Genomic DNA, 26,608 nt, shown 5'->3' with positions numbered 1-26,608 from the left:
GGTTGCGTTGGTGGAGGATGGTGCCGATCGTATGTTGAGAACTACACAGTGGACGCGAGCATCTTTAGATTCGCGTCATCGCATGATCACCGGCTTCGGTTGGTGGTTGTGGTTGGCGTTGGATCGCAATTTTAATCTTTGTGGTCAAGTTTCTAAGAGCAAACGGTGGATGCCTTGGCATCTGGAGCCGAAGAAGGACGTAGAAATCTGCGATAAGCCTCGGGGAGCTGATAATCGAGCTGTGAGCCGAGGATTTCCGAATGGGGAAACCCCGCCAGGCGCTTTTGTGACCTGGTGACTCCCGCCTGAATATATAGGGCGGGTAGAGGGAACGTGGGGAAGTGAAACATCTCAGTACCCACAGGAAGAGAAAACAACATGTGATTCCGTGAGTAGTGGCGAGCGAAAGCGGATGAGGCTAAACCGATCATGTGTGATAGCCGGCGGGCGTTGCATGGTCGGGGTTGTGGGACACGTCACTCAGTTCTGCCGGACTGGGGCGGTTACAGCGCATCATAGTCGAACCGGTTTGAAAGCCGGGCCGTAGTGGGTGCCAGCCCCGTAGACGAAATGGTGTTATGGCCGGATGTGTATCCCAAGTAGCACGGGGCCCGAGAAATCCCGTGTGAATCTGTCAGAACCACCTGATAAGCCTAAATACTCCCAGATGACCGATAGCGGACAAGTACCGTGAGGGAAAGGTGAAAAGTACCCCGGGAGGGGAGTGAAATAGTACCTGAAACCGTTTGCTTACAAACCGTCGGAGCCTCCTTAGTAGGGGTGACGGCGTGCCTTTTGAAGAATGAGCCTGCGAGTTAGTGATATGTGGCGAGGTTAACCCGTGTGGGGCAGCCGTAGCGAAAGCGAGTCTGAATAGGGCGGTTCAGTCGCATGTCCTAGACCCGAAGCGAAGTGATCTATCCATGGCCAGGTTGAAGCGACGGTAAGACGTCGTGGAGGACCGAACCCACTTCAGTTGAAAATGGAGGGGATGAGCTGTGGATAGGGGTGAAAGGCCAATCAAACTTCGTGATAGCTGGTTCTCTCCGAAATGCATTTAGGTGCAGCGTTGCGTGTTTCTCGCCGGAGGTAGAGCTACTGGATGGCCGATGGGCCTCAACAGGTTACTGACGTCAGCCAAACTCCGAATGCCGGTGAGTGAGAGCGCAGCAGTGAGACGGTGGGGGATAAGCTTCATCGTCGAGAGGGAAACAACCCAGACTACCAACTAAGGCCCCTAAGCGTGTGCTAAGTGGGAAAGGATGTGGAGTTGCACAGACAACCAGGAGGTTGGCTTAGAAGCAGCCACCCTTGAAAGAGTGCGTAATAGCTCACTGGTCAAGTGATTCCGCGCCGACAATGTAACGGGGCTCAAGCACACCGCCGAAGTTGTAGATTTCGCACACAGACAAGCCTTCGTGGTTCAGTCGTGCGGAGTGGTAGGAGAGCGTCGTGTGGCGAGTGAAGCGGCGGAGTAATCCAGCCGTGGACGCCACACGAGTGAGAATGCAGGCATGAGTAGCGAAAGACGGGTGAGAAACCCGTCCTCCGAAAGACCAAGGGTTCCAGGGCCAGGTTAATCCGCCCTGGGTAAGTCGGGACCTAAGGCGAGGCCGACAGGCGTAGTCGATGGACAACGGGTTGATATTCCCGTACCGGCGAACAACCGCCCAAGCTAATCCAGTGGTGCTAAGAGTCCTAACCCGGTTCGTCGGATCCCTTCGGGGTGATGGTGTCCGGTCTAACGCTCGACCCCATGCTGGTGCGGCTAGCGTATGAACAGGTGTGACGCAGGAAGGTAGCTGAGCCAGGCGATGGTATCCGTAAGGTGAACCTGGTGTAAGGATGTAGGGCTGACGATAGGCAAATCCGTCGTCTGTACGCCTGAGATCCGACGCGTACCCGTAAGGGGAAATCAGTGATCCTATGCTGCCGAGAAAAGCATCGACGCGAGGTTGCAGCCGCCCGTACCCGAAACCGACTCAGGTGGTCAGGTAGAGAATACCAAGGAGATCGAGATAATCGTGGTTAAGGAACTCGGCAAAATGCCCCCGTAACTTCGGGAGAAGGGGGCCGGACACGTGACCGGACTTGCTCCGTGAGCGTTGAAGGCCGCAGAGACCAGTGGGAAGCGACTGTTTACTAAAAACACAGGTCCGTGCGAAGTCGCAAGACGATGTATACGGACTGACGCCTGCCCGGTGCTGGAAGGTTAAGAGGAAGGGTTAGCCCTCGGGCGAAGCTCTGAATTTAAGCCCCAGTAAACGGCGGTGGTAACTATAACCATCCTAAGGTAGCGAAATTCCTTGTCGGGTAAGTTCCGACCTGCACGAATGGCGTAACGACTTCCCAGCCTCAACCGCGAACTCGGCGAAATTGCACTACGAGTAAAGATGCTCGTTACGCGCAGCAGGACGGAAAGACCCCGTGACCTTTACTACAGTTTGGTATTGGTGTTCGGAGTGGCTTGTGTAGGATAGGTGGGAGACTGTGAAGCGGGCACGCTAGTGTTCGTGGAGTCATTGTTGAAATACCACTCTGGTCACTTTGGATGTCTAACGTAGGACCCTGATCGGGTTCATGGACAGTGCCTGATGGGTAGTTTAACTGGGGCGGTTGCCTCCCAAAGAGTAACGGAGGCGCCCAAAGGTTCCCTCAACCTGGTTGGCAATCAGGTGGCGAGTGTAAGTGCACAAGGGAGCTTGACTGTGAGACTGACAGGTCGAGCAGGGACGAAAGTCGGGACTAGTGATCCGGCAGTGGCTTGTGGAAGCGCTGTCGCTCAACGGATAAAAGGTACCTCGGGGATAACAGGCTGATCTTGCCCAAGAGTCCATATCGACGGCATGGTTTGGCACCTCGATGTCGGCTCGTCGCATCCTGGGGCTGGAGTAGGTCCCAAGGGTTGGGCTGTTCGCCCATTAAAGCGGTACGCGAGCTGGGTTTAGAACGTCGTGAGACAGTTCGGTCCCTATCCGCTGCGCGCGTTGGAAATTTGAGAAGATCTATCCCTAGTACGAGAGGACCGGGATGGACGAACCTCTGGTGTGTCAGTTGTTCTGCCAAGGGCACCGCTGATTAGCTACGTTCGGACCGGATAACCGCTGAAAGCATCTAAGCGGGAAGCCGTCTTCGAGATGAGATTTCCATGCACCTTGAGTGTGAGAGGCTCCCAGCAGACTACTGGGTTGATAGGCCGGATGTGGAAGCGGGGACTAACGACCCGTGGAGCTGACCGGTACTAATAAGCCGAAGACTTGACAACACAAATATTTCCCCACCCTTGTGGTGGGGGCTCGCGTCCACTTTGTGGTTCCCGACAGACGATCGGGAATCAAACTGAATACTTCAGCTGAACCAGCATGAAGGAACAGTGTTTGATCCGTTTCGGGTCGACAGTGTTCCGGTGGTCATAGCGAGAGGGAAACGCCCGGTCACATTCCGAACCCGGAAGCTAAGCCTCTCAGCGCCGATGGTACTGCAAGGGGGACCTTGTGGGAGAGTAGGACGCCGCCGGACTCAACGTAAGTGATGTGGCCATCGGCCCTCCATCGAGAACGCGCAGGGGAGACCCTCGTTCTCGTGGAGGCCGGTGGCCACATCTGTTTCTGCGCCGCACTCGACGTGCCGAGCGGTCCGTGATGGACTTGCTTCTGTGCCGACTTCGTGCGGCCTCTACACACAACGACACAGCGGACGATCGCCCGAGGACAGCTTCGGGCACGCGACGAGGAGCAACGGTGGCGAACGACGACGAGCAGCGACGGAACGACGGCGACCGCCAGGGTCGATCCGACCGGGAGCCACGTCGGGACGGCGGTGCACCGCGAAGCGACCGTTGGTCGTCCGGGCCTCGGGACTTCGAACGTCGCGAAGGGCAGCGCGGTGGCCGGGGCGATGAGCGCCCGCGCGGGGACACAGGCCCCCAGCGTCGCGACGTCGGCCGCCCCGCTCGTGACGGGGACCGTCCGTTCCGTGACTCTGGCTCCCGACCGGCGTGGCGCGGCGATCGCGATGACGCGGGTCGTCCCCCTCGCGGTGACGGGCCGCGAGGCGATCGTCCGTTCCCTGGTGGTGACGATCGTCGTCCGGCGCGTGATGGTGAGCGTCGCTCCTTCGGCGGTGACCGTGCCGCGCGCGGTGGTGATGACCGTCGTCCGGCGCGTGACGGCGAGCGTCGTCCCTCCGGCGGTGACCGTCCGTTCCGTGGTGGTGATGACCGTCGTCCGCCGCGTGATGGTGACCGTCCGTTCCGTGGTGGTGATGACCGTCGTCCGCCGCGTGATGGTGACCGTCCGTTCCGTGGTGGTGACGACCGTCGTCCGCCGCGTGATGGTGACCGTCCGTTCCGTGGTGGTGACGACCGTCGTCCGCCGCGTGATGGTGACCGTCCGTTCCGTGGTGGCGATGACCGTCGTCCGGCGCGGGACGGCGAGCGTCGTTCCTTCGGCGGTGACCGTCCGTTCCGCGGTGGCGATGACCGTCGTCCGGCGCGTGATGGTGAGCGTCGTTCCTTCGGAGGGGACGATCGTCGTCCGCCGCGTGACGGTGAGCGTCGTTCCTTCGGCAGCGACCGTCCGAACCGTGGCGGCGACAGCGGTGGCGAGCGTCGGCGCTTCGGCGACGGTGACCGGCACGCCGGTGCACGGTTCGGCGAGGCAGCGCGTGACGACTGGGAGGATCGCGACCCGTACGGCACGCGGTCGATCCGCCCGCGGCACGAGGACCCGGAGATCTCGGACGAGGTCTCGGCCCGCGACCTGGACCCGGCTGCACGCGCCGAGCTGAAGACCCTCAGCAAGGAGAACGCTGACTGGGTCGCGAAGCACCTGGTCATGGCGGCACTCCTCGTCGACGAGGACCCCGAGACCGCGAACCAGCACGCGCTCAGTGCAGCGCGTCGGGCCGGCCGCGTGGCGGTCGTCCGCGAGACCGCGGCCATCACCGCGTACCGCACCGGCGACTTCGCCACGGCGCTCCGCGAGCTCCGCACCTACCGACGGATCTCGGGCAAGAACGACCAGCTGCCGATGATGGTCGACTGCGAGCGCGGGCTGGGACGCCCTGAGCGCGCGCTCGAGCTCGGACGGTCGATCGACCGTGCTGCACTCGACCCGGCCGTGCAGGTGGAGCTCGCGATCGCGATGTCCGGTGCGCGGCTCGACCTCGGCAACCCCACAGCCGCGCTGGGCGAGCTGGAGATTCCACAGCTCGACCCGACCACGGCCTACACGTGGTCGCCGGCGCTCTACAGTGCTTACGCGGCGACGCTCGAGGAGCTCGGGCGACAGGACGAGGCCGACGAGTGGTGGGCGCGGGTGGACCGCGCTGCCGAGGCCCTCGCCGCCGCAGCGGACGAGAACGCATGGGAGACAGTTGATGTGGTCGAGGAAGAAGTCGAAGGACACGACGAGCCCGTCGCCGACGTCGCAGCCGACTCCGACGTCGTCGAGCACGGTGTCGACGGCCTCGACGACACCGCCCAGCTCGGGGAGCCCGTCGAGCCCGACGACGACATCGACGAGATCGACGACGACAACCCCCGCGACGTCGACGGCTCCGCAGCAGGCTGAGCCGCCGACGGCCGGTGTGGACGTCGTCCTCACCGACCTCGACGGTGTCGTCTACCGCGGTCGGAACGCCATCCCGCACGCGGTCGAGGCGCTCAACCTCGCTGCTCGGTCCGCTCGGGTCGGCTACATCACGAACAACGCCTCGCGTCGACCCGTCGACGTCGCCGAGCACCTCGAGCAGTACGGCTTGGTCGTCGGCCCGGAGGACGTCGTGACCTCGTCCCAGGCAGGCGTCCGTCTGCTCGAGACCCTCGTGCCGGCCGGTTCCACCGTCCTGGTGACCGGCGGGCTCGGGCTGACGAGCATCGTCGAGGAAGCCGGCTTCACGGTCACGGCGAGTGCCGACGACGCACCCGCAGCCGTCATCCAGGGCTTCTCGCCGGACCTCGGGTGGACGCACCTGGCCGAGGCGTCGTTCGCGCTCGCGGACCCGGACGTCCCGTGGGTCGCGACGAACATGGACTGGTCGATCCCGGTGGAACGCGGCATCGCGCCCGGCAACGGCACGCTGGTGTCCGCCGTCCACCAGGCGGTGGGCCGCATGCCGGTGGTGGCGGGGAAGCCCGAGCGCCCGATCTTCGACGCTGCGCTCGCGCGGTTCGGGGGCGAGCGGCCGTTGTTCATCGGTGACCGCCTCGACACCGACATCAAGGGTGCGAACGACGCGGGCATCCCCAGCGTCCTCGTGCTGACGGGCATCGACCAGGCGAAGCAGGTCCTCGCCGCCGACCAGCGCTCGCGTCCGACCTACGTGCTCGAGGACCTCCGCGGGTTGTCCGAGCCGTACCCGGTCACCGTGCGGCGCGAGGACCACGACGGCACGCGCTACGTCACGGTCGGCGACGCCACCGTCGCGATGCACGGGCACGTCGTCCGGGTCCTCGACCGCGGGACGCCCATCAACCTGCTCCGTGCGGGGTCGACCCTGATCTGGGAGTCGGGGTTGGCCATCTACGGCCTCGACGTGGACCCCGTGCTCCACGGCGGCGAGTAGCCTGACCGACGTGTCGAACGACGAGCGTGCGGGTGGTCCCGAGACGAGGCGACCCGCGCACGGACCCGACACCACGGACGCCCCCGACTCCGCAGGCGCCCCTGACACCGCAGGGTTCGCCCGCGCCGGGACCGATGCGGACGCGACCGCCGACGCACCCGACAGCGTCGCCTCGCGCGCCGCCGCCGCCGAGGCGCTGCCGCTCGAACAGCGCGCGGACGCCTTCGCGGCACTGCACGACGAACTCCGGACGCGCCTCGAGAGCGGGAGCGCCCACCGTGCCTGAGCCTCGCGACCAGGCCTCCACCGACGCGGGCACCCGGACGGACGAGGCGTCGCAGCCGGTCCGCCTCGACGCCCTCCTGGCCGCCCGTGGTCTGGCCCGCTCGCGGACCGCGGCAGCCAAGCTCGTGCAGGCCGGCCGGGTCACGGTGGACGGCCGCCCCGTGGTGAAGCCGTCCGCGCCGGTGTCCCCGCAGGCGCCGATCGTCGTCGACACCGAGGACGAGTGGGTCTCGCGGGCGGCGCTGAAGCTCGTGCACGCCCTCGACGCGTTCGACGTGGACCCCACCGACCGCGTCGTGCTCGACGTCGGCGCGAGCACCGGGGGCTTCACGCAGGTCCTCCTGCACCGCGGCGCCCGACGGGTGGTCGCGCTCGACGTCGGCCACGGGCAGCTCGATCCCTCGTTGGCGATCGACGCCCGTGTCCGGGTCGTCGAGGGGCTGAACGCGCGCACCCTCACCGCCGACGAGTACGCAGCCCTCGACGCCGCGGCCCCGGAGACCAGCCTGGTCGTCGGGGACCTCTCCTTCATCTCGCTGCGCCTGGTGCTGCCGGTCCTCGCCGGGGCGGTCCCCGCCGACGACTTCGTCCTCCTGGTGAAGCCCCAGTTCGAGGTCGGTCGTGGCGGTGTGCGCGAGGGCATCGTCCGCGACGCCGCGCTGCGCAACGACGCCCTCATGAACGTCCTCTGGTCGGCGTGGGACGCGGGCCTCGGGACGACCGGCCTCGCCGCGTCACCGATCGTCGGCACGCACGGCAACCACGAGTACCTCGCGCGCTTCCAGCGTCGTGTCGGTGGCGATCCGACAGAATGGGGGAACCCGACAGCGTGGATCGGTCGGGCGTCCGAACTCACTGAAGGGGCTGCATGAGCGACCGCCACATCCTGCTCGTCTCCCACACGGGGCGTCAGGACTCCATCGATGCTGCGGTCGAGGTCTGCGACCTCCTGCACGACGCCGGGCTCGTCCCGGTGATGCCGTTCGACGAGTACGCCGACGTCCGTCGCGCCGAGGCCTCCGTCGGGCAGGTCGACATCCTCGACGTCGACGTGCAGGCCGACCAGCTCGAGATCGTCGTCGTGCTCGGCGGCGACGGCACGATCCTCCGGGCGGCCGAGCTCGTCCGCGGCACCGGCGCACCGATCGTCGGCGTGAACCTCGGGCACGTGGGCTTCCTCGCCGAGAGCGAGCGCGACGGCCTGCACGCCACGGTCGAGCGGGTGCTCGCGGGCGACTACAAGGTCGAGGAGCGCGTGACGCTCCAGGTCGACGTGGTCGTCGGGCACGAGGTCGTGTACTCCTCGTGGGCGCTCAACGAGGCGACGATCGAGAAGGCGTCACGGGAGCGCATGCTCGAGGTCGTCACCGAGGTCGACGGGCGTCCGCTGTCCTCCTTCGGGTGCGACGGCGTCGTCGTGGCGACGCCCACCGGGTCCACCGCGTACTCGTTCTCCGGTGGCGGTCCCATCGTCTGGCCCGACGTCGACGCGCTCCTCATGGTGCCGCTCAGCGCGCACGCCCTGTTCTCCCGTCCGATCGTCGTCGGCCCGGACCGCACCCTCGCGGTCGAGGTGCTGCGCCGGACGAGCGGCGTCGGCGTGCTCTGGTGCGACGGCCGCCGCACCCACGACCTGCCACCGGGCGCACGGGTCGAGGTCCGTCGCTCGACGGACCCGGTCCGCGTCGCACGGCTCAAGGACGCCCCGTTCACCGACCGCCTGGTCGCGAAGTTCCAGCTGCCCGTCGCCGGGTGGCGCGGCCCCGCGGTCGAGGACGACGCATGATCGAGGAGATCGTCATCTCCGACCTGGGCGTCATCGGTGAGACGACGCTCGAGCTCGGCCCGGGCTTCACGGTCGTCACCGGCGAGACCGGTGCGGGCAAGACCATGATCGTCACCGCACTGGGGCTGCTCCTCGGCGCGCGCGCCGACGCCGGCTCGGTGCGCCGTGGTGCGTCGAGCGCCGTCGTCGAGGGCCGCTGGCACGTCCCGGAGCAGGACGCGGTCGCCGCGCGCGTGCAGGACGCCGGCGGGACAGTCGAGGACGGCGAGCTCATCCTCACCCGTACCGTGTCGGCCGAGGGCCGGAGCCGCGCGACGGTGGGCGGCCGCAGCGCCCCGGTCGCGGTGCTCGGCGAACTCGCCGACCAGCTCGTCACCGTGCACGGGCAGTCCGACCAGATCCGGCTGACGTCGGCGTCGGCACAGCGCGCCGCGCTCGACGGCTTCGGCGGTCGGGCCGTGCAGCGCGCCCTGGACGCGTACGTCACGGCGTACGACACCTGGCAGGCGCACGCGGGCGAGCTCGAGACCCTGGTCCGTGACCGGGACGACCGCGTCGCCGAGGCCGACCGGATCCGAGCGGCCTCCGACGAGATCGAGGCAGCCGACCCGCAGCCCGGCGAGGACGTCGAACTGACCGAGCGCGCGGAACGGCTCGGCAACCTCGAGGAACTCCGGCTGTCGGCCGGGACCGCCCACGAAGCCCTGTCCAGCGAGTCGCTCGACGACGCTCCGGACGTCATCGGGCTGGTCGAGACGGCGCGGCGTGCGGTCGAGCGCGTGGCCGGCTCGGACCCGGCGCTGCTGCCCGTCCTCGAGCAGCTGACCGAGCTCGGCATCCAGGCATCCGAGGCGTCGGCGAGCCTGTCGAGCTACCTCGGGTCGCTCGAGCCGGACGCCGGGCACGACCTCGAGCTCATCAACGAACGGCGGGCACTGCTCGCGAACCTGACCCGGAAGTACGGCGACACGGTCGACGACGTCATCGCCTACGGGCAGCGCGCGAGTGATCGGCTGCTCGAGCTCGACGGGGACGACGACCGCATCACCGCGCTGCAGGAGGCCGTCGCGCAGGACGAGCAGACGCTCGCCACCGCCGCTGCCGCACTGACCGCGGCACGGTCGAAGGCGGCGACCGACCTGGCGAAGCGCGTCACCGCGGAGCTGGGGACGCTCGCGATGGCCGGCGCGACCCTGGTCGTCGAGGTCACCGACGGCGGCGAGTACCGGCGGCACGGACGGGACCAGGTCGCGATCCTGCTGCAGCCGCACTCCGGTACCGACCCGCGCCCGATCGGCAAGGGTGCCTCGGGCGGTGAGCTCTCCCGGGTGATGCTCGCGATCGAGGTCGTGATGGCCGGCAGCACCACCGTGCCGACCTTCGTGTTCGACGAGGTCGACGCGGGCGTCGGTGGTGCCGCCGCGATCGAGATCGGGCGGCGACTCGCGAAGCTCGCGGAGCGGACGCAGGTCATCGTGGTCACGCACCTCGCGCAGGTGGCGGCGTTCGCGAACAACCACCTCAACGTCGTGAAGGACGCCAGTGGGGCGGTCACCTCGTCGAGCGTGCGGCGACTCGAGGGCGAGGACCGGCTGCAGGAGATGGCACGGCTGCTCTCGGGCCTCGGGGACAGCGCGAGCGGCATGGAGCACGCGCGCGAGCTCCTCGACGTCGCCGGTCAGCGCGCGTAGGAACGCGGCCGGTCGGGAGGCGCGGGTCGCCCGTCCGGGGCCGCCGGCGGTCGCGACGTGGTCACCGTCACCGCCACCGCCACCGCCACCGCCACCGCGCGTCCTCCGGCGCCGCGGGATGCCCGAGCGCAGGCCGCGCCGACGGCCGTCCGGCGCGTCCGGCGCGTCCGGCCGTCCGCATGCTCGGGAGCATGGGCCGCTCCGCCGGAGCGCCCCATGCGCCGTCGGGCACAGCGTGGAACGGAGGTCGCCCCGGCCGCGCCGCGGGATGCCCGAGCGGAGGCCGCGCCGACGAACGGCCGGCCGCTTCCGGCGCGTCCGGCCGTCCGCGCGGGCGGCGGCGCGACGTGCGTGGCGGGCGTGAGCAGCACCTCCCGGCTGCCGTACCCAGGCTCTGCGCGGGCCGCGGGCCGCGGGCCGCGGTGCGTGGCGGACCGGGGTCGCGCCTCCCGGCTGCCGTGCCCGGTCCAGCGCGCGGAGCGAGGTCCGTGGCGGGCGTGAGCAGCGCCTCCCGGCTGCCGTACCCGGCTCCGCGCGGGGCGCGCGAGGCGCGTGGCGGACCGGGGTCGCGCCTCCCGGCTGCCGTGCCCGGACCAGCGCGCGGCGCGAGGTCCGTGGCGGGCGTGAGCAGCGCCTCCTGGCCGCCGTCCCGGCACCGCGCACCGGGCGCAACGCCCGTGGCGGACCGGGGGTCGCGCCTCCCGCCGGTTCTGACGTACGATGGAACCCCGTGGCGGACACTCTCAGCGGCGGTACCCAGAACGACAGCAACTCGACCCCGAAGGTGACGAAGCAGATCTTCGTGACCGGCGGGGTCGTCTCGTCCCTCGGCAAGGGCCTGACGGCGGCAAGCCTCGGCAACCTGCTCACGGCGCGCGGCCTCAAGGTCGTCATGCAGAAGCTCGACCCGTACCTCAACGTGGACCCGGGCACCATGAACCCGTTCCAGCACGGCGAGGTCTTCGTGACCGACGACGGTGCCGAGACGGACCTCGACATCGGGCACTACGAGCGCTTCCTCGACATCGACCTGGCGCAGTCGGCGAACGTCACGACCGGGCAGGTCTACTCGACGGTGATCGCCAAGGAGCGGCGCGGCGAGTACCTCGGCGACACCGTGCAGGTCATCCCGCACATCACCGACGAGATCAAGCGCCGGATGCGCGAGCAGGCCGAGAACGACCCGCAGCCCGACGTGATCATCACCGAGGTCGGTGGCACGGTCGGCGACATCGAGTCCCAGCCCTTCATCGAGTCCGCGCGGCAGGTGCGCCACGAGCTCGGGCGCAACAACGTGTTCTTCGTGCACGTCTCGCTCGTGCCGTTCATGAGCGCCTCGGGCGAGCAGAAGACGAAGCCGACGCAGCACAGCGTCGCCGCGCTCCGGTCGATCGGCATCCAGCCGGACGCCCTGGTCCTGCGCAGCGACCGCCCGGTGTCGGACGCGAACAAGCGCAAGATCGCCCTCATGTGCGACGTGGACGAGGACGCCGTGGTGAACGCGGTGGACGTGCCCTCGATCTACGACCTCCCGACGCTGCTGCACGACCAGGGGCTCGACCAGGTCATCATCGACGCGCTCAAGCTCGACGCGCACGACGTGGACTGGTCGGCGTGGAAGCCGGTCCTCGACGCCGTGCACGAGCCGAAGAAGGCCGTCACGATCGCCCTCGTCGGCAAGTACATCGACCTGCCCGACGCCTACCTGTCGGTGACCGAGGCCCTGCGCGCCGGTGGTTTCGCGCACAACGCCAAGGTCACGCTGAAGTGGGTCGTGTCGGACGACTGCACGACGCCCGAGGGTGCCGCGAAGCACCTCGGCGACGTGGACGGCATCTGCGTGCCCGGCGGCTTCGGCGTGCGCGGCATCGAGGGCAAGCTCGGTGCGCTCCGCTTCGCGCGTGAGCAGGGCATCCCGACGCTCGGCCTGTGCCTCGGCCTGCAGTGCATGGTCATCGAGTACGCCCGCCACGAGGCCGGTCTGACCGACGCGTCGAGCACCGAGTTCGACCCGGAGACCTCGACCCCGGTCATCGCGACGATGGCGGAGCAGGTCGACATCATCGCCGGCGGCGACATGGGCGGCACGATGCGCCTGGGCCTCTACCCGGCGCACTTCACGGACGGATCGCTCGCCGCCGAGCTCTACGGTGCTCCCGAGGCGTCGGAGCGCCACCGTCACCGCTACGAGGTGAACAACCAGTACCGCCAGCAGATCGCGGACGCCGGCCTGGTGTTCTCGGGCACGTCGCCCGACGGCACCCTGGTCGAGTACGTCGAGCTGCCCCGCGACGTGCACCCGTTCTACATCGCCACGCAGGCGCACCCGGAACTGCGCTCGCGTCCGACGAAGGCGCACCCGCTGTTCGCCGGGCTGGTGGACGCGGCGATCGCCCGCCACGAGGCGTCGAGCCTCTTCGACCCGCAGGAGGAGTCGGCGGAGGTCGTCGCCTGACGCGACCCACGTCCTGACCGGAGGCGCGGTGCCGGCTGGCACCGCGCCTCCCGTCGTCCGTGGGGTGCGTGGGACGCGCGGTGCGCGCACGAGGTGGCCTGGTGACCGGGTGGCCCGCGAGGGGCTGCGTGCCAGGATGGGGCGGTGACTGACGCACCGATCGCCGACGAACCCGCCTCCTACCCGGTCACCGAGTCGACCGTCGTGTACGAGGGCGCGGTGTGGGACGTCCGCCGCGACGTCGTCGACTACGACGGGCACGACATGGTGCGCGAGTACATCGACCACACCGGCGCCGTCGCCGTGTTCGCCGAGGACGACGAGGGCCGCGTCCTCGTCATCCAGCAGTACCGGCACCCGGTCGGCCTGCGCGACTGGGAGCTGCCCGCGGGCCTGCTCGACCACGCGGGCGAGGACCACCTCGAGGCCGCGAAGCGCGAACTCGGCGAGGAAGCCGACGTCGCGGCGGACCACTGGGAGCCCCTCGTCCGGTACAACACCTCGTCGGGCGGCAGCGACGAGTTCATCCAGGTCTACCGGGCGCGGGGGATCCGTGACACCGAGAGCGCCTTCGAGCGCGAGGCCGAGGAAGCCGACATCGTGAAGCGGTGGGTGCCGCGCGAGGAACTCGTCGCGGCGGTCCTCGCGGGGCGGGTGCACAACTCGGCGCTGATCGTCTCGACCCTCGCGGCTGACGCGATCGAACGTCGCCGTGCGGACGAGGGCGGGTCCGGCCGGTGACGCAGGGGCTCCGGGCCCTGCTCGCCGCCGGGGCGTGGACGCACGAGCCCGCCGGGGTCGACCCCGAGGGCACCGTCCTGCGGGTCACCGCGGTCGAGGGCAGCGACGCGTGGCGGACGACCTCGTACGGGTTCGTGCACGACTCCGAGCACGCCCTCGTGCGGCCGACGGACGGGCCGTTCTCGGTGGAGGTGTCGTTCGTCCTCGACTTCACGGAGCAGTTCGACCAGGCCGGGGTGTTCCTGCGGGTCGACGACGGGCACTGGGTGAAGGCAGGCGTGGAGTTCGCGGACGGGCAGCCGCAGGTGGGTGCCGTCGTCACGCGCGGGGTGTCCGACTGGTCGGTCGCGCCGGTGCCGTCGTGGGCCGGGCGGACGGTCACCGTGCGCGCGAGCCGGGAGGGGGACGCGGTCACCGTCCGGGCCTGGGCGGAGGGCGAGGAGCCCCGGCTCGTGCGGGTCGCGCCGCTCGACCCGGACGCAGCGGTGTCGGCGGGGCTGTTCTGTGCGGCACCGACCAGGAGCGGGCTGACCGTGACGTTCACGGACTGCCGGTTCGGTGGCCCGGACGCGGCGCTGCACTGACGGTCCGGCTCCGTCCCGCGCTCGTCTAGGTTGGTCGGGTGATGCCCCTGGACCGTGCCGTGGAGACCTACCTCCGGCACGTCGCGATCGAGCGGGGCCTGTCGCAGCACACGGTGTCGGCGTACCGGCGTGACCTCGCCGTGTTCGCGGACTGGTTGCAGGGGGCGCCGACGGTCGACTCCGCCGGGGCCGACCGTGCCGGTGGGGCTGCGGCGTCGGCGGACGTCGCCCGGCTCACCCGTGCCGACGTCGCCGGGTTCGTCGGGCACCTGACCAGCCGACCGGAGGGGCCGCTCGCGCCGCGGTCCGTCGCCCGGATGCTCAGCTCGGTGCGGTCGTTCACGGCCTTCGCGGCTGCCGAGGGGTGGATGCCGCTCGACCCGTCGACGGCGGTCCGACCGCCGAAGGCCGCGGCGCGCCTCCCGAAGGCGATCACGGTGGACGAGGTGGAGCGGCTCCTCGAGGCCGCCGGCTCGACCGACGACGACGACCCGGTCCGCCTGCGGGACCGGGCGCTGCTCGAGCTGCTGTACGCGACGGGTGCCCGGATCTCGGAGGCGGTCGGGCTGTCGGTGGACGACCTGGCGACGCTCGCCGACGTCGAGGGCAGCGACGGTGGCGGCGGTGTCCTCGGCGCGGACGTCGTGGACGACGACGAGCCGCGTGCCACCGACCGCTCCGGCGTCGCGGACGTCGCCGTGGTGAAGGTCACCGGCAAGGGCAACAAGCAGCGCATCGTCCCGCTCGGCAGCTACGCCAGGGCCGCGGTCGACGCGTACCTGGTGCGGGCGCGGCCGGTGTTCGCAGCACGGGGCTCCGGGACGCCCGCGCTGTTCCTCGGCGCACGGGGAGCCCGGCTGTCCCGGCAGAGCGCCTGGCTCGTGATCCAAACCGCGGCCGAGCGGGCGGATCTGGCCGCGCACGTGTCGCCGCACACCTTCCGGCACTCGTTCGCCACGCACCTGCTCGAGGGCGGTGCCGACGTCCGGGTGGTGCAGGAGCTCCTCGGGCACGCGAGCGTCGCGACCACGCAGATCTACACGCTCGTGACGGCGGACGCGCTCCGGGACGTGTACCAGACGGCACACCCGCGGGCGCGGCGGTAGCAAGCGTCCGGCCCGGCCCGGCCCGGCCCGCTCCGGCCCGTTCCGGCCGCCCGTCGGGACCGGACGACGCCCGGCCGGCTCAGAACAGGTGGTACTGCGCGGACGCCGCCACGGCGCCCGTCCCGACAGCGATGACCACGGCGCTCGCCGCGAGGCTCCGCGCCAGCACGCGCAGGCCGCCGTCGCTCGCGTGCCGCCCGATCCCGAGCACGCCGGCGACCAGCGCGAGGAGGCTCACCAGACCGAGCGGGTTCCACGCGACCGACAGGAGCGCGAGCACGACCGCTGCGGTCGCGGCGATGCCGGCACCCGGCGAGGTGGCACCCGACGCCCAGGACCCCGTGTGCAGCGGCCCGTCCTGCACCGAGAACGACGGTCCGACGGGTGCGGCGACGGTCGGGACCGCCGGCCCCGGACGAGCCGGGGTCATCCGCGTCGCGGCGCCCCAGGCGTGACCGTCCCACCAGCGCAGACGGCTGGCGTCGCGCGGGTCCGGGAACCAGCCTGCGGCCGGCAGTGTCACGGGTGCTCCTCGAGGGTGCGGTGGGCGGTGCTGCCCTCGACGCTACGCGCACGGGAGGACCGCTCACAGTCCCAACGCGGGTGTCGGCAGGAAGGGGGACCAGTCCAGTGCGTCGGCCGGGTCCTGCGCGTCGCCTCCGGCCTGCGCTACGGTCGGCTGGTGGTCACCGCCTCCGACGCCCTGCCCGACTTCTGGGCCGCCCGCCGTGCCGAGATGCCCGCGCTGCCCGAGGCGGTCCCGGAGGCGTGGGCCTTCGGCGCGACCCCGGAGCAGGCCGACGGACTGCTCGAGCTGGTCCTGCGCGGCATCAAGGACGGGACGGCGTCGTCGATGTGGGACTACGAGGCGACCGGCGAGCCGCTGCCCGAGGTCGGCGAGCTCAGCGTGGTCCTCGATGGCCGTGGCGAACCGCGGGCCGTGATCGAGACGACCGACCTCCGGGTCGTGCCGTTCGACCAGGTCGACGCCGAGCACGCCCGCGCCGAGGGGGAGGGCGACCGCACGCTCGAGCACTGGCGCGCGGTGCACGAGCGCTACTGGCGTGAGCACTCCGAGAACGACCGCGGGTTCGAACCGGACATGCCGGTGCTGTGCGAGCGCTTCCGGCTGCTCTGGCCGATGCCGACCGACCGGACCTAGCGACCGTCGGACGCGGTGTGTGGGCGCTCCTCACACACCGCGTCCGGACCGGTCAGACGTGCACGACGGCCGCGTCGACCTCGTCCATCACGGCCTTCGTCGCCGCGAGCAGTCGGGCGTTGAAGTCGACGCCGAGCTGGTTCGGCACGGTGACGAGCACGGTGTCGGCGGCGCGGACGGCCTCGTCGGCGGCGAGCTCCGCCACGAGCTGCTCGGGCTCGCCGATGTACGAGCGGCCGAACCGGGCGAGCCCACCGTCGAGGTGTCCGACCTGGTCCTGCCCCTCGACCTGCGCGCGGACGCCGAAGGAGTGCCGCGACTCGTCGTCGGTGATCGGGATGATGCTCCGCGAGACCGAGACCCGGGGCTCTCGGCCCCAGCCCATGTCCGCCCAGGTGCTGCGGAAGCGGGCGATCTGCTCGGCCTGGAGCTGGTCGAACGGCACGCCGGTGTCCTCGGTGAGCAGGGTCGAGGACATGAGGTTCATGCCCTGCTCGGCGGTCCACTCCGCGGTGGCACGGGTACCGGCACCCCACCAGATCCGGTCGGGCAGGTCGTCGGACAGCGGCGAGACGGGCAGCGAGCCGACGGAGCCGGTCATCTGCGGGTTCGCGTTCGCCATCGGCTCGCCGGCGATCGCGCGGCGGAAGACGTCGGTGTGCGCACGGGCCATGTCGCCGCCGTTCGGGTCGTCCGCGTCGGGGACGTAGCCGAACTGCTGGTACCCGGCGAGGGCGGTCTCGGGTGACCCCCGGCTCACACCGAGCTGCAGCCGGCCGCCCGAGATGAGGTCGGTGGCCGCGGCCTCCTCGGCCATGTACAGCGGGTTCTCGTAGCGCATGTCGATCACGCCCGTGCCGATCTCGATGCGGCTGGTCCGGGCAGCGACCGCGGCGAGGAGCGGGAACGGTGCGGCCTGCTGCGGTGCGAAGTGGTGCACGCGGAAGTACGCCCCGTCGACGCCCGCCTCCTCCGCGGCGACGGCGAGGTCGATCGCCTGCACGAGGGCCTCGCGGCCGCTGCGCACGCGGGAGCCCGGCACGTCGCGCCAGTGTCCGAAGGACAGGAACCCGATCTTGGTCATGCCGATGCGAACGCATGCGACGGTGTGCACATTCCGCCCGCCCGGCAGTCCGCTCGATCCGCTCGACGGTCTTCGCGGTCGGCGGGCGGTTACCGTGGCGGCATGGACGATCCCCGCGCAGCCCTCACCGCCGAGCGGCAGCGGAACGAGCGCCTGCTGGCCGACGTCGAGCGGAGCATGCAGGACGTCAGCGACGCCCGGCTCGACGCGAACAGCGACGACGAGCACGACCCCGAGGGTGCGACCCTCGCGTGGGAGCGCGGCTCGCTCGGCGCGGTGCGGGACGCCGCCCGCGAGCGGGTCCGCCTAGTGGACGCCGCGCTCGCGCGGCTCGACGCCGGCACGTGGGGGCGGTGCGCCGTCGGCGGTGAGCCGATCCCGGAGGCCCGGCTGGCGGCGGTCCCGTGGGCGGCGACCTGCGTCGCGCACGCCTGACGCGCCCCTCCTGCACCCGCCTGCGGCGGTGACCGACGTCGAGGACTGGTGGTGCGCCTCCCGGCCGGGTGGGAGCCGCCACGGGACGGACGGGAGGCGCGTGGTCCGTCCGCCTGTCCGCTCGCCGGTGCGACACGGGACGGACGGGAGGCGCGTGGTGCGCCCGCCGGTCCGCTCACCCCGCGTGGACCGGTTGCGCCGCCGTTTCCCAGCCGCGCGTCCTACGGTGCCGCCATGGACGGCGACACCCACGAGCGACCCGATGCGGTCGTGCGTGCCGAGGCCCAGCAGACCGACGACCGACCCCACCGCTTCCGGTGGTTCCGCGACCTCCGGACGTGGATCCACGCGCGGCCCGGGCTGCACCTGTTCTACAAGGTGCTCGTCGGGATCGTCGGCGGTCTCGTCGTCGTGATCGGCCTGATCCTCGTCCCGCTGCCCGGGCCCGGGTGGCTCGTGGTGTTCATCGGTCTGACGATCCTGGCGAGTGAGTTCCACTTCTTCCACCGGATCATCACGTGGCTCCGCGCACTGCTGCACCGCTTCTGGGACTGGGCGAAGCGGCACGGGCCGCAGTGGCTCCGGAACGCCGCCGACCGGGGCAAGGCGGACGTCGACGCCGCACACGCCGACGCGCACCGGAGCACCGGGGTGCGGGCGGGGCAACGGCCGAACCCGCGGGCGAACCAGGCGCGCCCCGGGCACTGACCTCGGCTCGCGCTACTCGGCGGTCCGGACGGAGCCCGTCGCCGTGCGCTCGACGGCCTCGGCGGCGCGCTCCTCGACCGCTGCAGAACCGCGCGACGTTCCCTGCAGCACGAGGGCGATCGTCGCCGCGAGGACGATGAACGCGCCGTACCCGGCGAGCACGGGCACGAAGCCGAACGTCGGCTCGAGGAGACCCGCGACGACGGCCGGCACACCGAACGCCAGGTAGCTGACGACGTAGACCGACGACAGCAGTCCGGCGCGGTGCGTGGGGGCGGCGGTCGCGAGCAGCATCCGCAGCGGTGCCTGGAACCCGGCGCCGAAGCCGACCCCCGCGATCGCGCTCCCGACCACGAGTCCGGGCAGCGAGTGCGCGAACACGAACGACACGGTGACCACCGGGCCGACGATGAGCGCGACGAGACCGAGGAACAGGCTCCGACGCGTGTCGAGGCGCTGGATGGCGAGCCCGGTCAGCCCGCCGACGCCGGTGACGACCGCGATGAGGGCCCCGGCCGCGAAGTGGTCGTGGATGCCGAACACCGCGCCGAGCGCCGACGGCACGAGCGACAGGAACAGCCCGCCCAGCGCCCAGCTCGCGACGAGGGCACCGGCGACGCCGCGGAACAGTGCTCGCGACGCCCGGGGCACGGACACGGTCGGGCGGAGGGAGCGGAGCGCGCCCGGGCGGCGGGTGACCCGCTCGGGCACGACGGCCAGGGCGGCGACGAGCAGCAGCAGGAGCGCACCGAAGAGCACGTAGACGAGCTGCTCCGGCGCCGGGCCCCACTCGACCAGGGCGCCGCTCGACACGGCTCCGGTCGCCAGGGCGAAGGGCGGGACCGCACCGTTCAGGACACCGGCGAGCGACGGGAAGCGCTCGAGCGAGTTGTCGATGAGTGCCGCGCCGAGGGCGCCGATGAGGAGTCCGACCGCGACGCCCTGCACGATCCGGTCGACCACGAGTGCCGCGAAGCCGTCGGCGCCGGTGAACAGCACGAGCGACACGACGAGCAGCAGCCCGCCGGCGACGAGCACGGGCTTGCGACCGACGTGGTCCGACAGTCGACCGGCGACGAGCATGGTGACCAGGAGTCCGGCGACGTAGATCGCGAACACGCCCGTGAGCATGAGCGGGGTGAGGTCCCACTCGGCGGCGTAGACGGGGTAGATCGGCGACGGGACCGAGGACGAGGCCATCGCCACGAAGAGCATGGCGGCGAGGATCCAGAACCCCGCGACTCCGCGTGCTGGCTGCATGGGGCACCTTCCTGCCGGGTCGACTGCTGTACGAGCACATTCGTACAGCAGTCCGACTGTACGACGCAACTCGTACTGATCGAGCGGCGGTGCTACCGTCGTGGCATGCCCGCCGCGCCCGTGGACTCCGTCGCCCCAGAACGTCTGCCGCAGCCGACCGCGGCCGAGATGGAGCTGCCCGTCGTGCTCGACGCGCTGAGCGACCCGATCCGGCTCGCGATCCTGCACCGCTACCTGGTGGACGCGGCCGGCGGGGTGCGCAGCTGCGGGTGGGTCGGCGTCGACCGACCGAAGTCCACGCTGACACACCACTTCCGCGTGCTGCGCGAGGCCGGGCTGCTCGAGCAGCACCAGGAGGGACTCGTGCGGTCGAGCCGCGTGCGGGTCGACGACGTGCAGCAGCGCTTCCCCGGCCTGCTCGACCTCGTCGTCGACTGGACCGTGCCCGCCGCTCTGATGCGGGCGGAGGTCCCGGCGTGACCGCGACCGCGGCCCCAGGCGATGCCCTGCCCGGCACGCACCCCGTCGCGACCCCTGCTGCTCTCCGCGCCGCCGCCCACACCGGCCCGCGGCACGTGCTCCCGACCGTCCGCACCCACCCCGCCGTGGTCACCGCGCTCGCCGCGGACCTCGACGCCGCCGGCTTCACGGTCGACCGGGTCGACGCACTGTGGGGGAGCGAGGCGGCCGCGTCGCTGCACCGCGGCTCGCGGGTCGCCGCGCTCCGGGCCCTCGCCGCACGGGAGCCGTCGGCCCTGGCGACCCTCGCGACGCTGTTCGTGCTCGGCCTGCCCGTCCCGCGGTCCGACGCCGAGCGGGCCTTCCCGACCGCCGGACTCGACGGCGTGCTCGCCGCCGGGCTGCTGCGGCGCGACGACGACTCCGACGACGCGGGCGTCCCGGACGCCGGGCACGAGCGGGTGCGTCCGACCGTGGACCTGCGGCCCTACGCGTTCGTCGACGACCTCGGTGCCGGCAGCTGGTGGATCGTCTCCGACCTCGGGGAGCTCGCGCTCGGCACGGCCCTCGGCGAGGAGCACGTGCTCGGCATCGGCGGTGCCTCGACGACGCTGTCCGGTCTGCAGGTGCCCGTGCCCGTGCGGCGGGTGCTCGACCTCGGCACCGGGTGCGGGATCCAGGCGCTGCACGCCCGACGGTTCGCCGACGAGGTCGTGGCCACCGACATCTCGCAGCGGGCCCTCGACATCGCCCGGTTCAACGCGGCGCTCAACGGCGTCGACGGCATCGACCTGCGGCTCGGCTCCCTGTTCGAGCCGGTCGCCGGGGAACGCTTCGACCGCATCGTGTCGAACCCGCCGTTCGTGATCACCCCGCGCCGCGACGGTGTCCCGGCCTACGAGTACCGCGACGGCGGCATGGTCGGCGACGCCCTGGTCGAGACGGTGCTGCGCGGCCTGGCGGACCACCTGGAACCCGGTGGGACCGCGCAGCTGCTCGGCAACTGGGAGTACCGCTGGGGCGACGACGGGCTCGAGCGGGTGCGGTCGTGGTTCGCGGACACCGACCTCGACGTGTGGGTCGTGGAACGCGAGCGCGAGGACCCGCCCGCCTACGCCGAGACCTGGATCCGGGACGGTGGCACCAAGCCCGGCACGCCCGAGTCCGACGCCCTGGTCGACGCCTGGCTCGACGACTTCGCGACGCGGCGGGTCACCGGGGTCGGCTTCGGCTACGTCGTGGTGCGGCGACCGACGGGAGGCCCGGCCCGGCTCCGTCGCTTCGAGCGCGTCCCCGAGGCGCTCGGCACCAACCCCGCGGGGCTCGGTGCGACGGTGGCGCGCGTCCTCGACGCGGCCGCGTGGCTCGGTGCGCACGACGACGCGGCACTGGCGTCGGCGCACCTGCGGGTCGCCGGGGACGTCACCGAGGAGCGGCACTACTGGCCCGGCAACGACGACCCGACCGTGATCACCCTGGTGCAGGGCGGCGGGTTCGGTCGGCGCGTGGACGCGGACACGGCGCTCGCCGCGTTCGTCGGGGCCTGCGACGGCGAACTGTCGGTCGCGGCGATCGTCGCCGCCATCGCGCAGATCACCGGGGTCGACGGCGACGCACTGTCGGCCGACCTGCTGCCGCGGGTGCGGGACCTGGTGCTGGACGGCCTGCTGCTCGCGCCGACGTCCTGAGGCGACCCGCGCCTCCCGTCCGGCCGGGACCGCGTGCCTGCCTGCCGGTTCCCGTCCGCTGGACGCAACCGCCTGCGGGGCGCACCCGCCTGCGGGACGCGACCGCCTGCGTCGCGTCCCGCAGGCGGGGGACGGTGTCAGTGCGTGCGGTGGTCGCGCCAGCTGTGCTCGGGTGCGTAGCCGAGGAGCTCGCGAGCCTTCTCGATCGAGAGCAGCGAGCTGACGCCGTCGATGTCGGCGCGACGCTCGATGTCCGGCACGAAGCGCTCGACGAGCTCGATCGTCGGGGTGTCCATGACGGTGTCCGGGCTCGCGATGACGAAGGCCTCGAAGCCGGTGAGGTCGGCCTCGAGCGACTTCCGCACGGCCTGGGCGCCGTCGCGCGAGTCGATGTACGACCACAGGTTGAAGGTCTTCGCCTCGGGGGAGGCGTCCCACGGGAAGGCCGGGTAGTCGGTCTCGTCCATGACGTTCGAGAACCGCAGACCGATCATCTTCAGCTCCGGGTCCCAGCGCGTGAAGTGGCGGGCCATCTCCTCCTCGACGGCCTTGCCGAGCGAGTACGAGGACTGCGGGCGCACCGCGAACTCCTCGTCGACGGGCAGGTACGGCGGGTGGTGCTCGCCCATCGGGATGCCGAGCAGGGTCTCGCTCGACGCCCACACGACGTTCTTGATCCGGGCGACACGGGCCGCGTGGAAGACGTTGATCGACGCCGTGACGTTGTTCGTGATCAACGCCACGTCGGGCACCTGGCCCGGGGCGGGCACGGCCGCGAGGTGCACCACGGCGTCGACGGCGTCGTAGCGGTCGTCGATGCCGGTCAGTGCGCCGAGCACCTGGCCGTAATCGCTCAGGTCGACGCGGACGAACGGCACCCGCTCGGGCTTGTCGGGGGAGGGGACCCGGTCGAGCAGGACCACGTCGTACCCGTGCTCGTCGAGGTCGCGGACGACCGCCCGTCCGAGCTTGCCGCTGCCTCCGGTCACCACAACACGCGTCATCGCGTCACTCCACATCGTCGTCGGTCGGCCGTGGTCGGCCGCGTCCCATCCTGCCGTCCGGCGGGCGGGCGGGACCAGGCACTGGCGGTACCTGTCCGGCGGGCGCGAGGTGGGGCGGTGGTCAGACGGCGGGCGTGACGGCCTGGGCGACCGCGAGCCGGGCGACGAGCTCGACGTGCTCGGCCATGTCCCGCGTCGGGTCGTAGAGCCACTGGATCTGCATGCCGTCGGAGATCGCCAGGAGCACGCTCGCGAGCTGCTCGGGGTCGACGTCGGCACGGAGTCGGCCGTCCTGCTGCATCGCGCGGAAGTCGGCGGCGAAGTCCCCGCGGCTGCGTTCGTAGCGCTCGCGGAAGTACTCGTGCGCGGGGTGCTCCGGGTCGGTGGCCGCCGCGGCGGACAGGTTCACGAACATCTGCACGAGGCCGGGGACCTCGGTGTTGTGCCGGACGATCGCCGCCAGGAACGAGCCGGGGTCGGACGCGGCGGCACCCCAGTCCTGTGCGAGGTCGACCTCGTCGCGGCGGCGGAGCACCTCGACCCAGAGCTCGTCCTTCGAGTCGAAGTAGTGCAGCAGCCCGGCCTGCGTGAGCCCCACGGCGTCGGCGATGTCCTTGATGCTCGTGCGCCGGAACCCCTGCTGGGCGACGAGGTCGAGCGCGACCGTGAGGATCTCCTCGCGCTTCGCGATGCCCTTCGCGTACGAACCCCGTCGTGCCATGGCGCGAGCGTACCGTCCGCTCCCACCCGCAGAAACCGACTTAAGATAGGTTTTCGGTGCTACGCTGGCCCGAGCCGCCGACGATGGCGCGCGGAGGTCCTGCCCCGGCGCCCGTCGAACACCGAAGGGACCGACCATCGTGACCACCGTGGACGAAACGACCCGCGCCTCCCGTCCGTCGCCGCTGACCGAGCGCATCGACGCGCTCCTCGGACAGCTGACGACCGAGGAGAAGGTCCAGCTGCTGACCGGACGCGACTTCTGGACCACCTGGCCGATCGAGAAGATCGGTCTGCGGCGCATCCTCATGTCGGACGGTCCGTCCGGCGTCCGCGGCGAGGTCTGGGACGAGCGCGACCCCTCGCTCAACCTGCCCTCGGCCACCGCGCTGTCGGCGTCCTGGGACCGTGCGATCGCGAAGCGCTACGGTGCCGCGGCCGCCGTGGAGGCCCGGCGCAAGGGTGTCGACGTCGTCCTCGGCCCGACCATCAACCTGCACCGCTCCCCGCTCGGCGGCCGGCACTTCGAGGCGTTCAGTGAGGACCCGCTGCTGACCGGCGACCTCGCCGCGAGCTACGTCGCCGGCGTGCAGGAGAACGGCGTCGCCGCGACCCCGAAGCACTACATCGCGAACGACTACGAGACCGACCGCTTCACCGCGTCGACCGAGGTGTCCGACCGGGCGCTCCGGGAGCTGTACCTGCTCGCGTTCGAGAAGGCCGTGACCGAGGCGCACGCCTGGGCCGTGATGTCGTCGTACAACGCGATCAACGGCGTGACCGCGTCGGAGAACGACCTGCTCGAGACGCCGCTCAACGCGGAGTGGGGCTTCGACGGGATCGTCGTGTCCGACTGGACGGGCGTGCGCTCCGTCGAGTCGGCGAAGGCCTCGCAGGACGTCGCGATGCCCGGACCGAACCCGTGGTGGAGCGAGGGCCCGCTGCTCGCCGCCGTGCAGTCCGGCGAGGTGCCCGAGGCGGCGATCGACCGCAAGGTCCGCCGCATCCTCGTGCTCGCCGCCCGTGTCGGTGCCCTCGAGGGCTTCGAGCCGGTCGCCGAGCGTCCGGTGCACGTCGAGGACGGGATCGCCTTCGTGCGCCGTGCCGAGGCCGAGGGCACCGTGCTCGTCCGGAACACCGGCGTGCTGCCGCTCGACCCCGCCGCGGTCTCCCGCATCGCGATCGTCGGGCACAACGCCGACCAGGCCCGCACGCAGGGCGGCGGCTCGGCGACCGTCGTGCCGGAGCGTGTCGTGTCGCCGATCGACGGCGTCCGGGCGGCGTTCCCGGGTGCGACGGTCGAGTACGCCATCGGTGCGGTCGTGCAGGAGGGGATCGCCGAGTTCCCGCTGTCGACCATCACGAACCCCGGCACCGGCGAGCCCGGCGCCCGCGTCGCGTTCGTGCGGGACGGCGAGGAGCTGTACGTCGAGGACCGCCGTGCCACCGCGCTGTTCTGGTTCGGCGGCGACGCCCCGACGCGGGAGGCCGACCGGCTCGACATCACCACCTCGTACACCCCGGAGACGACGGGCACGGTCCGGATCGGCATCGGCGCCGCCGGCCACTCGCGCCTCTGGATCGACGGCGAGCTCCTGCTCGACGAGACCGTGCCGTACGAGGGTGACCAGCTCGGTGCCGCCTTCCTCAACCCGCCGGCACGCTCGGTGCCCGTGCCGGTCGAGGCCGGCCGACCGGTTGCGATCCGGATCGAGCACGACATCGTGCAGGACGAGGCGCTCGGCGGGGTGCTCGCGTACCAGTTCGGCACCGAGCCGAGCGACGCCGACCCCGCGGCCCTCGTCGAGGCGGCCGTCGCGACCGCCACCGGCGCGGACGTCGCGATCGTCGTCGTCGGCACGAACAGCAAGGTGGAGTCCGAGGGGTACGACCGTTCGTCGCTCGCGCTCCCCGGACACCAGGACGACCTGGTCCGTGCGGTCGCCGCCGCGAACCCGAACACCGTCGTGGTGGTCAACTCCGGGTCACCGGTCGAGATGCCCTGGCGGGACGACGTCGCCGCGGTGCTCCTCACCTGGTTCGGCGGCCAGGAGTACGGCAACGCCCTGGCCGACGTGCTCACGGGCGCGGCCGAACCCGGCGGTCGCCTGCCCACCACGTGGCCGGCGACGCTCGAGGACGTCCCGGTCGCGAACGTCACCCCGGTCGACGGGAAGGTCGCGTACGACGAGGGCGTGCACGTCGGGTACCGGGCCTGGCTCCGCGCCGGGACCGAGCCCGCGTACCCGTTCGGCCACGGCCTCGGCTACACGACCTGGGCGATCGACGGCATCAGCGCGACGCCGACCGTCCGCGAGGGCGATGCGGTGATCGTCACCGCGACCGTCGCGAACACCGGCGACCGCGCGGGCAAGCACGTCGTGCAGGTCTACGCCTCGCGCGAGGAGTCGGCCGTCGACCGCCCCGTCCGCTGGCTCGTCGGCTTCGCGCCGGTGCGCCTCGACGCCGGTGCGTCGACCGAGGTCTCGATCGAGGTGCCGGCACGGGCGTTCGCGCACTGGGACGGTGCCTGGCGGTACGAGCCCGGCACGTTCTCGCTGCACGTCGCCGAGTCGGTGACCGCGATCGTCGGGACGACGACCCTCGAACTGGAGTAGCCGCTTCCCGCGCGCACGACGACCCCGAGCAGTACCATCGACCAGTGCTCGACGGCTGGTTACCGTCAGCACACGCACCACCACGGGGTCGTCGTGTGCGCGACGCGGTCTCCTGATCCGACCGTCGAAGCCCCCTCGACCCTGGTGCGTCCGGATGCGCCCCTGCCTCGACGCGGGGGCGCATTCCTCTTCCGGGCACGTACATGCAGCCGCATGCTCTGCCGGGACCGTCCGCGCTGCTGCGCCTCGGATCGC

General features: G+C 71.0%; 22 protein-coding genes and 2 rRNA genes. 19 read left to right on the top strand and 5 right to left on the bottom strand.

Annotated features, from left to right (window positions below):
- Positions 1-142 precede the first annotated feature (142 nt).
- From QOL15_RS14100 to QOL15_RS14040, 13 genes are all read left to right on the top strand, one after another.
- Positions 143-3,265 (top strand): 23S ribosomal RNA (locus QOL15_RS14100).
- A gap of 137 nt (positions 3,266-3,402) precedes the next feature.
- A 5S ribosomal RNA gene (gene rrf / locus QOL15_RS14095) occupies positions 3,403-3,519 on the top strand.
- 456 nt (positions 3,520-3,975) lie between these two features.
- Positions 3,976-4,788, top strand: coding sequence for a hypothetical protein (locus QOL15_RS14090; protein WP_305404627.1), 813 nt, complete (start codon positions 3,976-3,978; stop codon positions 4,786-4,788).
- 47 nt (positions 4,789-4,835) lie between these two features.
- The gene (locus tag QOL15_RS14085; RefSeq protein WP_071284579.1) at positions 4,836-5,573 is read left to right on the top strand and encodes a hypothetical protein; all 738 of its coding nucleotides are present in this window, start codon (positions 4,836-4,838) and stop codon (positions 5,571-5,573) included.
- Positions 5,574-5,589: 16 nt separating this feature from the next.
- Positions 5,590-6,567, top strand: a complete 978-nt coding sequence (locus QOL15_RS14080; RefSeq protein ID WP_065963207.1) for an HAD-IIA family hydrolase — start codon at positions 5,590-5,592, stop codon at positions 6,565-6,567.
- 10 nt (positions 6,568-6,577) lie between these two features.
- Positions 6,578-6,853: a hypothetical protein gene (locus tag QOL15_RS14075; RefSeq protein WP_071248760.1), complete on the top strand. Its 276-nt coding sequence runs from the start codon at positions 6,578-6,580 to the stop codon at positions 6,851-6,853.
- Complete coding sequence (locus QOL15_RS14070) at positions 6,846-7,724, top strand: TlyA family RNA methyltransferase (protein ID WP_139197555.1); 879 nt, start codon at positions 6,846-6,848, stop codon at positions 7,722-7,724. The genes QOL15_RS14075 and QOL15_RS14070 overlap by 8 nt, the downstream gene beginning before the upstream one ends.
- Positions 7,721-8,638, top strand: a complete 918-nt coding sequence (locus tag QOL15_RS14065) for an NAD kinase (RefSeq protein WP_065963206.1) — start codon at positions 7,721-7,723, stop codon at positions 8,636-8,638. Before QOL15_RS14070 ends, QOL15_RS14065 begins: the two co-directional genes overlap by 4 nt.
- Positions 8,635-10,329, top strand: a complete 1,695-nt coding sequence (gene recN, locus QOL15_RS14060; RefSeq protein WP_065963205.1) for a DNA repair protein RecN — start codon at positions 8,635-8,637, stop codon at positions 10,327-10,329. The genes QOL15_RS14065 and recN overlap by 4 nt, the downstream gene beginning before the upstream one ends.
- 730 nt (positions 10,330-11,059) lie before the next feature.
- A complete protein-coding gene (locus QOL15_RS14055) occupies positions 11,060-12,784 on the top strand; it encodes a CTP synthase (RefSeq protein WP_071248757.1) in 1,725 nt (574 codons plus the stop codon).
- 144 nt (positions 12,785-12,928) lie between these two features.
- On the top strand, positions 12,929-13,525 hold the full coding sequence (locus QOL15_RS14050; protein WP_071248754.1) for an NUDIX hydrolase: 597 nt from the start codon (positions 12,929-12,931) through the stop codon (positions 13,523-13,525).
- Complete coding sequence (locus QOL15_RS14045) at positions 13,522-14,109, top strand: DUF1349 domain-containing protein (RefSeq protein ID WP_071248751.1); 588 nt, start codon at positions 13,522-13,524, stop codon at positions 14,107-14,109. Before QOL15_RS14050 ends, QOL15_RS14045 begins: the two co-directional genes overlap by 4 nt.
- A gap of 41 nt (positions 14,110-14,150) precedes the next feature.
- Positions 14,151-15,215, top strand: coding sequence for a site-specific tyrosine recombinase XerD (locus QOL15_RS14040; RefSeq protein ID WP_071248788.1), 1,065 nt, complete (start codon positions 14,151-14,153; stop codon positions 15,213-15,215).
- Between the two features lie 79 nt (positions 15,216-15,294).
- On the opposite strand, the gene QOL15_RS14035 is transcribed toward QOL15_RS14040, so the two are convergent.
- Positions 15,295-15,738 carry a DUF2510 domain-containing protein gene (locus QOL15_RS14035; protein ID WP_083394079.1) on the bottom strand — a complete coding sequence of 148 codons (444 nt, stop codon included), beginning with the start codon at positions 15,736-15,738 and terminating at the stop codon, positions 15,295-15,297.
- Positions 15,739-15,951: 213 nt separating this feature from the next.
- On the opposite strand from QOL15_RS14035, the gene QOL15_RS14030 reads away from it, so the two are divergent.
- The gene (locus tag QOL15_RS14030; protein WP_071248786.1) at positions 15,952-16,377 is read left to right on the top strand and encodes an ASCH domain-containing protein; all 426 of its coding nucleotides are present in this window, start codon (positions 15,952-15,954) and stop codon (positions 16,375-16,377) included.
- 52 nt (positions 16,378-16,429) lie between these two features.
- On the opposite strand, the gene QOL15_RS14025 is transcribed toward QOL15_RS14030, so the two are convergent.
- Positions 16,430-17,461 (bottom strand): LLM class flavin-dependent oxidoreductase, encoded by a 1,032-nt coding sequence (locus QOL15_RS14025; protein ID WP_254780261.1) that lies wholly within the window; start codon positions 17,459-17,461, stop codon positions 16,430-16,432.
- A gap of 102 nt (positions 17,462-17,563) precedes the next feature.
- Here QOL15_RS14025 and QOL15_RS14020 point away from each other — a divergent pair, with 102 nt between their 5' ends.
- Both QOL15_RS14020 and QOL15_RS14015 read left to right on the top strand, forming a co-directional pair.
- Positions 17,564-17,896, top strand: coding sequence for a TraR/DksA family transcriptional regulator (locus tag QOL15_RS14020; RefSeq protein WP_071248745.1), 333 nt, complete (start codon positions 17,564-17,566; stop codon positions 17,894-17,896).
- A gap of 234 nt (positions 17,897-18,130) precedes the next feature.
- Positions 18,131-18,604, top strand: a complete 474-nt coding sequence (locus QOL15_RS14015; RefSeq protein WP_065963193.1) for a TIGR02611 family protein — start codon at positions 18,131-18,133, stop codon at positions 18,602-18,604.
- Positions 18,605-18,616: 12 nt separating this feature from the next.
- Here QOL15_RS14015 and QOL15_RS14010 read toward each other — a convergent pair whose 3' ends face one another.
- Entirely contained in the window at positions 18,617-19,864 is a 1,248-nt protein-coding gene (locus QOL15_RS14010) for an MFS transporter (RefSeq protein ID WP_071248741.1), read from the bottom strand.
- Positions 19,865-19,969: 105 nt separating this feature from the next.
- Between QOL15_RS14010 and QOL15_RS14005 the strand changes: the two genes are divergently transcribed.
- Both QOL15_RS14005 and QOL15_RS14000 read left to right on the top strand, forming a co-directional pair.
- Positions 19,970-20,344, top strand: a complete 375-nt coding sequence (locus QOL15_RS14005; RefSeq protein WP_071248738.1) for a helix-turn-helix transcriptional regulator — start codon at positions 19,970-19,972, stop codon at positions 20,342-20,344.
- Positions 20,345-20,439: 95 nt separating this feature from the next.
- Positions 20,440-22,011 carry a class I SAM-dependent methyltransferase gene (locus tag QOL15_RS14000; RefSeq protein WP_071248774.1) on the top strand — a complete coding sequence of 524 codons (1,572 nt, stop codon included), beginning with the start codon at positions 20,440-20,442 and terminating at the stop codon, positions 22,009-22,011.
- A 137-nt stretch (positions 22,012-22,148) separates the two neighbouring features.
- Here QOL15_RS14000 and QOL15_RS13995 read toward each other — a convergent pair whose 3' ends face one another.
- Positions 22,149-23,015 carry an NAD(P)-dependent oxidoreductase gene (locus tag QOL15_RS13995; RefSeq protein WP_065963186.1) on the bottom strand — a complete coding sequence of 289 codons (867 nt, stop codon included), beginning with the start codon at positions 23,013-23,015 and terminating at the stop codon, positions 22,149-22,151.
- A gap of 121 nt (positions 23,016-23,136) precedes the next feature.
- Positions 23,137-23,736, bottom strand: a complete 600-nt coding sequence (locus QOL15_RS13990) for a TetR/AcrR family transcriptional regulator (RefSeq protein ID WP_065963185.1) — start codon at positions 23,734-23,736, stop codon at positions 23,137-23,139.
- 139 nt (positions 23,737-23,875) lie between these two features.
- Between QOL15_RS13990 and QOL15_RS13985 the strand changes: the two genes are divergently transcribed.
- Positions 23,876-26,353 carry a glycoside hydrolase family 3 protein gene (locus QOL15_RS13985; RefSeq protein ID WP_083394078.1) on the top strand — a complete coding sequence of 826 codons (2,478 nt, stop codon included), beginning with the start codon at positions 23,876-23,878 and terminating at the stop codon, positions 26,351-26,353.
- Positions 26,354-26,608: the final 255 nt, after the last annotated feature.

This window comes from Curtobacterium sp. MCBA15_012 (assembly GCF_001864935.2).
GTDB lineage: Bacteria > Actinomycetota > Actinomycetes > Actinomycetales > Microbacteriaceae > Curtobacterium.
Note: the sequence above shows the minus strand (reverse complement) of the source record. Positions and strands in the feature narration are given on the sequence as shown.

Excerpts from the sequence above, each read along its gene's own strand:
- QOL15_RS14085 (WP_071284579.1), top strand. The coding sequence starts at position 4,836 with ATGGCGGCACTCCTCGTCGACGAGGACCCCGAGACCGCGAACCAGCAC.
- QOL15_RS14065 (WP_065963206.1), top strand. The coding sequence starts at position 7,721 with ATGAGCGACCGCCACATCCTGCTCGTCTCCCACACGGGGCGTCAGGAC.
- recN (WP_065963205.1), top strand. The coding sequence starts at position 8,635 with ATGATCGAGGAGATCGTCATCTCCGACCTGGGCGTCATCGGTGAGACG.
- QOL15_RS14040 (WP_071248788.1), top strand. The coding sequence starts at position 14,151 with ATGCCCCTGGACCGTGCCGTGGAGACCTACCTCCGGCACGTCGCGATC.
- QOL15_RS14030 (WP_071248786.1), top strand. The coding sequence starts at position 15,952 with ATGCCCGCGCTGCCCGAGGCGGTCCCGGAGGCGTGGGCCTTCGGCGCG.
- QOL15_RS14025 (WP_254780261.1), bottom strand. The coding sequence starts at position 17,461 with ATGACCAAGATCGGGTTCCTGTCCTTCGGACACTGGCGCGACGTGCCG.
- QOL15_RS14020 (WP_071248745.1), top strand. The coding sequence starts at position 17,564 with ATGGACGATCCCCGCGCAGCCCTCACCGCCGAGCGGCAGCGGAACGAG.
- QOL15_RS14015 (WP_065963193.1), top strand. The coding sequence starts at position 18,131 with ATGGACGGCGACACCCACGAGCGACCCGATGCGGTCGTGCGTGCCGAG.
- QOL15_RS14010 (WP_071248741.1), bottom strand. The coding sequence starts at position 19,864 with ATGCAGCCAGCACGCGGAGTCGCGGGGTTCTGGATCCTCGCCGCCATG.
- QOL15_RS14005 (WP_071248738.1), top strand. The coding sequence starts at position 19,970 with ATGCCCGCCGCGCCCGTGGACTCCGTCGCCCCAGAACGTCTGCCGCAG.
- QOL15_RS13995 (WP_065963186.1), bottom strand. The coding sequence starts at position 23,015 with ATGACGCGTGTTGTGGTGACCGGAGGCAGCGGCAAGCTCGGACGGGCG.
- QOL15_RS13990 (WP_065963185.1), bottom strand. The coding sequence starts at position 23,736 with ATGGCACGACGGGGTTCGTACGCGAAGGGCATCGCGAAGCGCGAGGAG.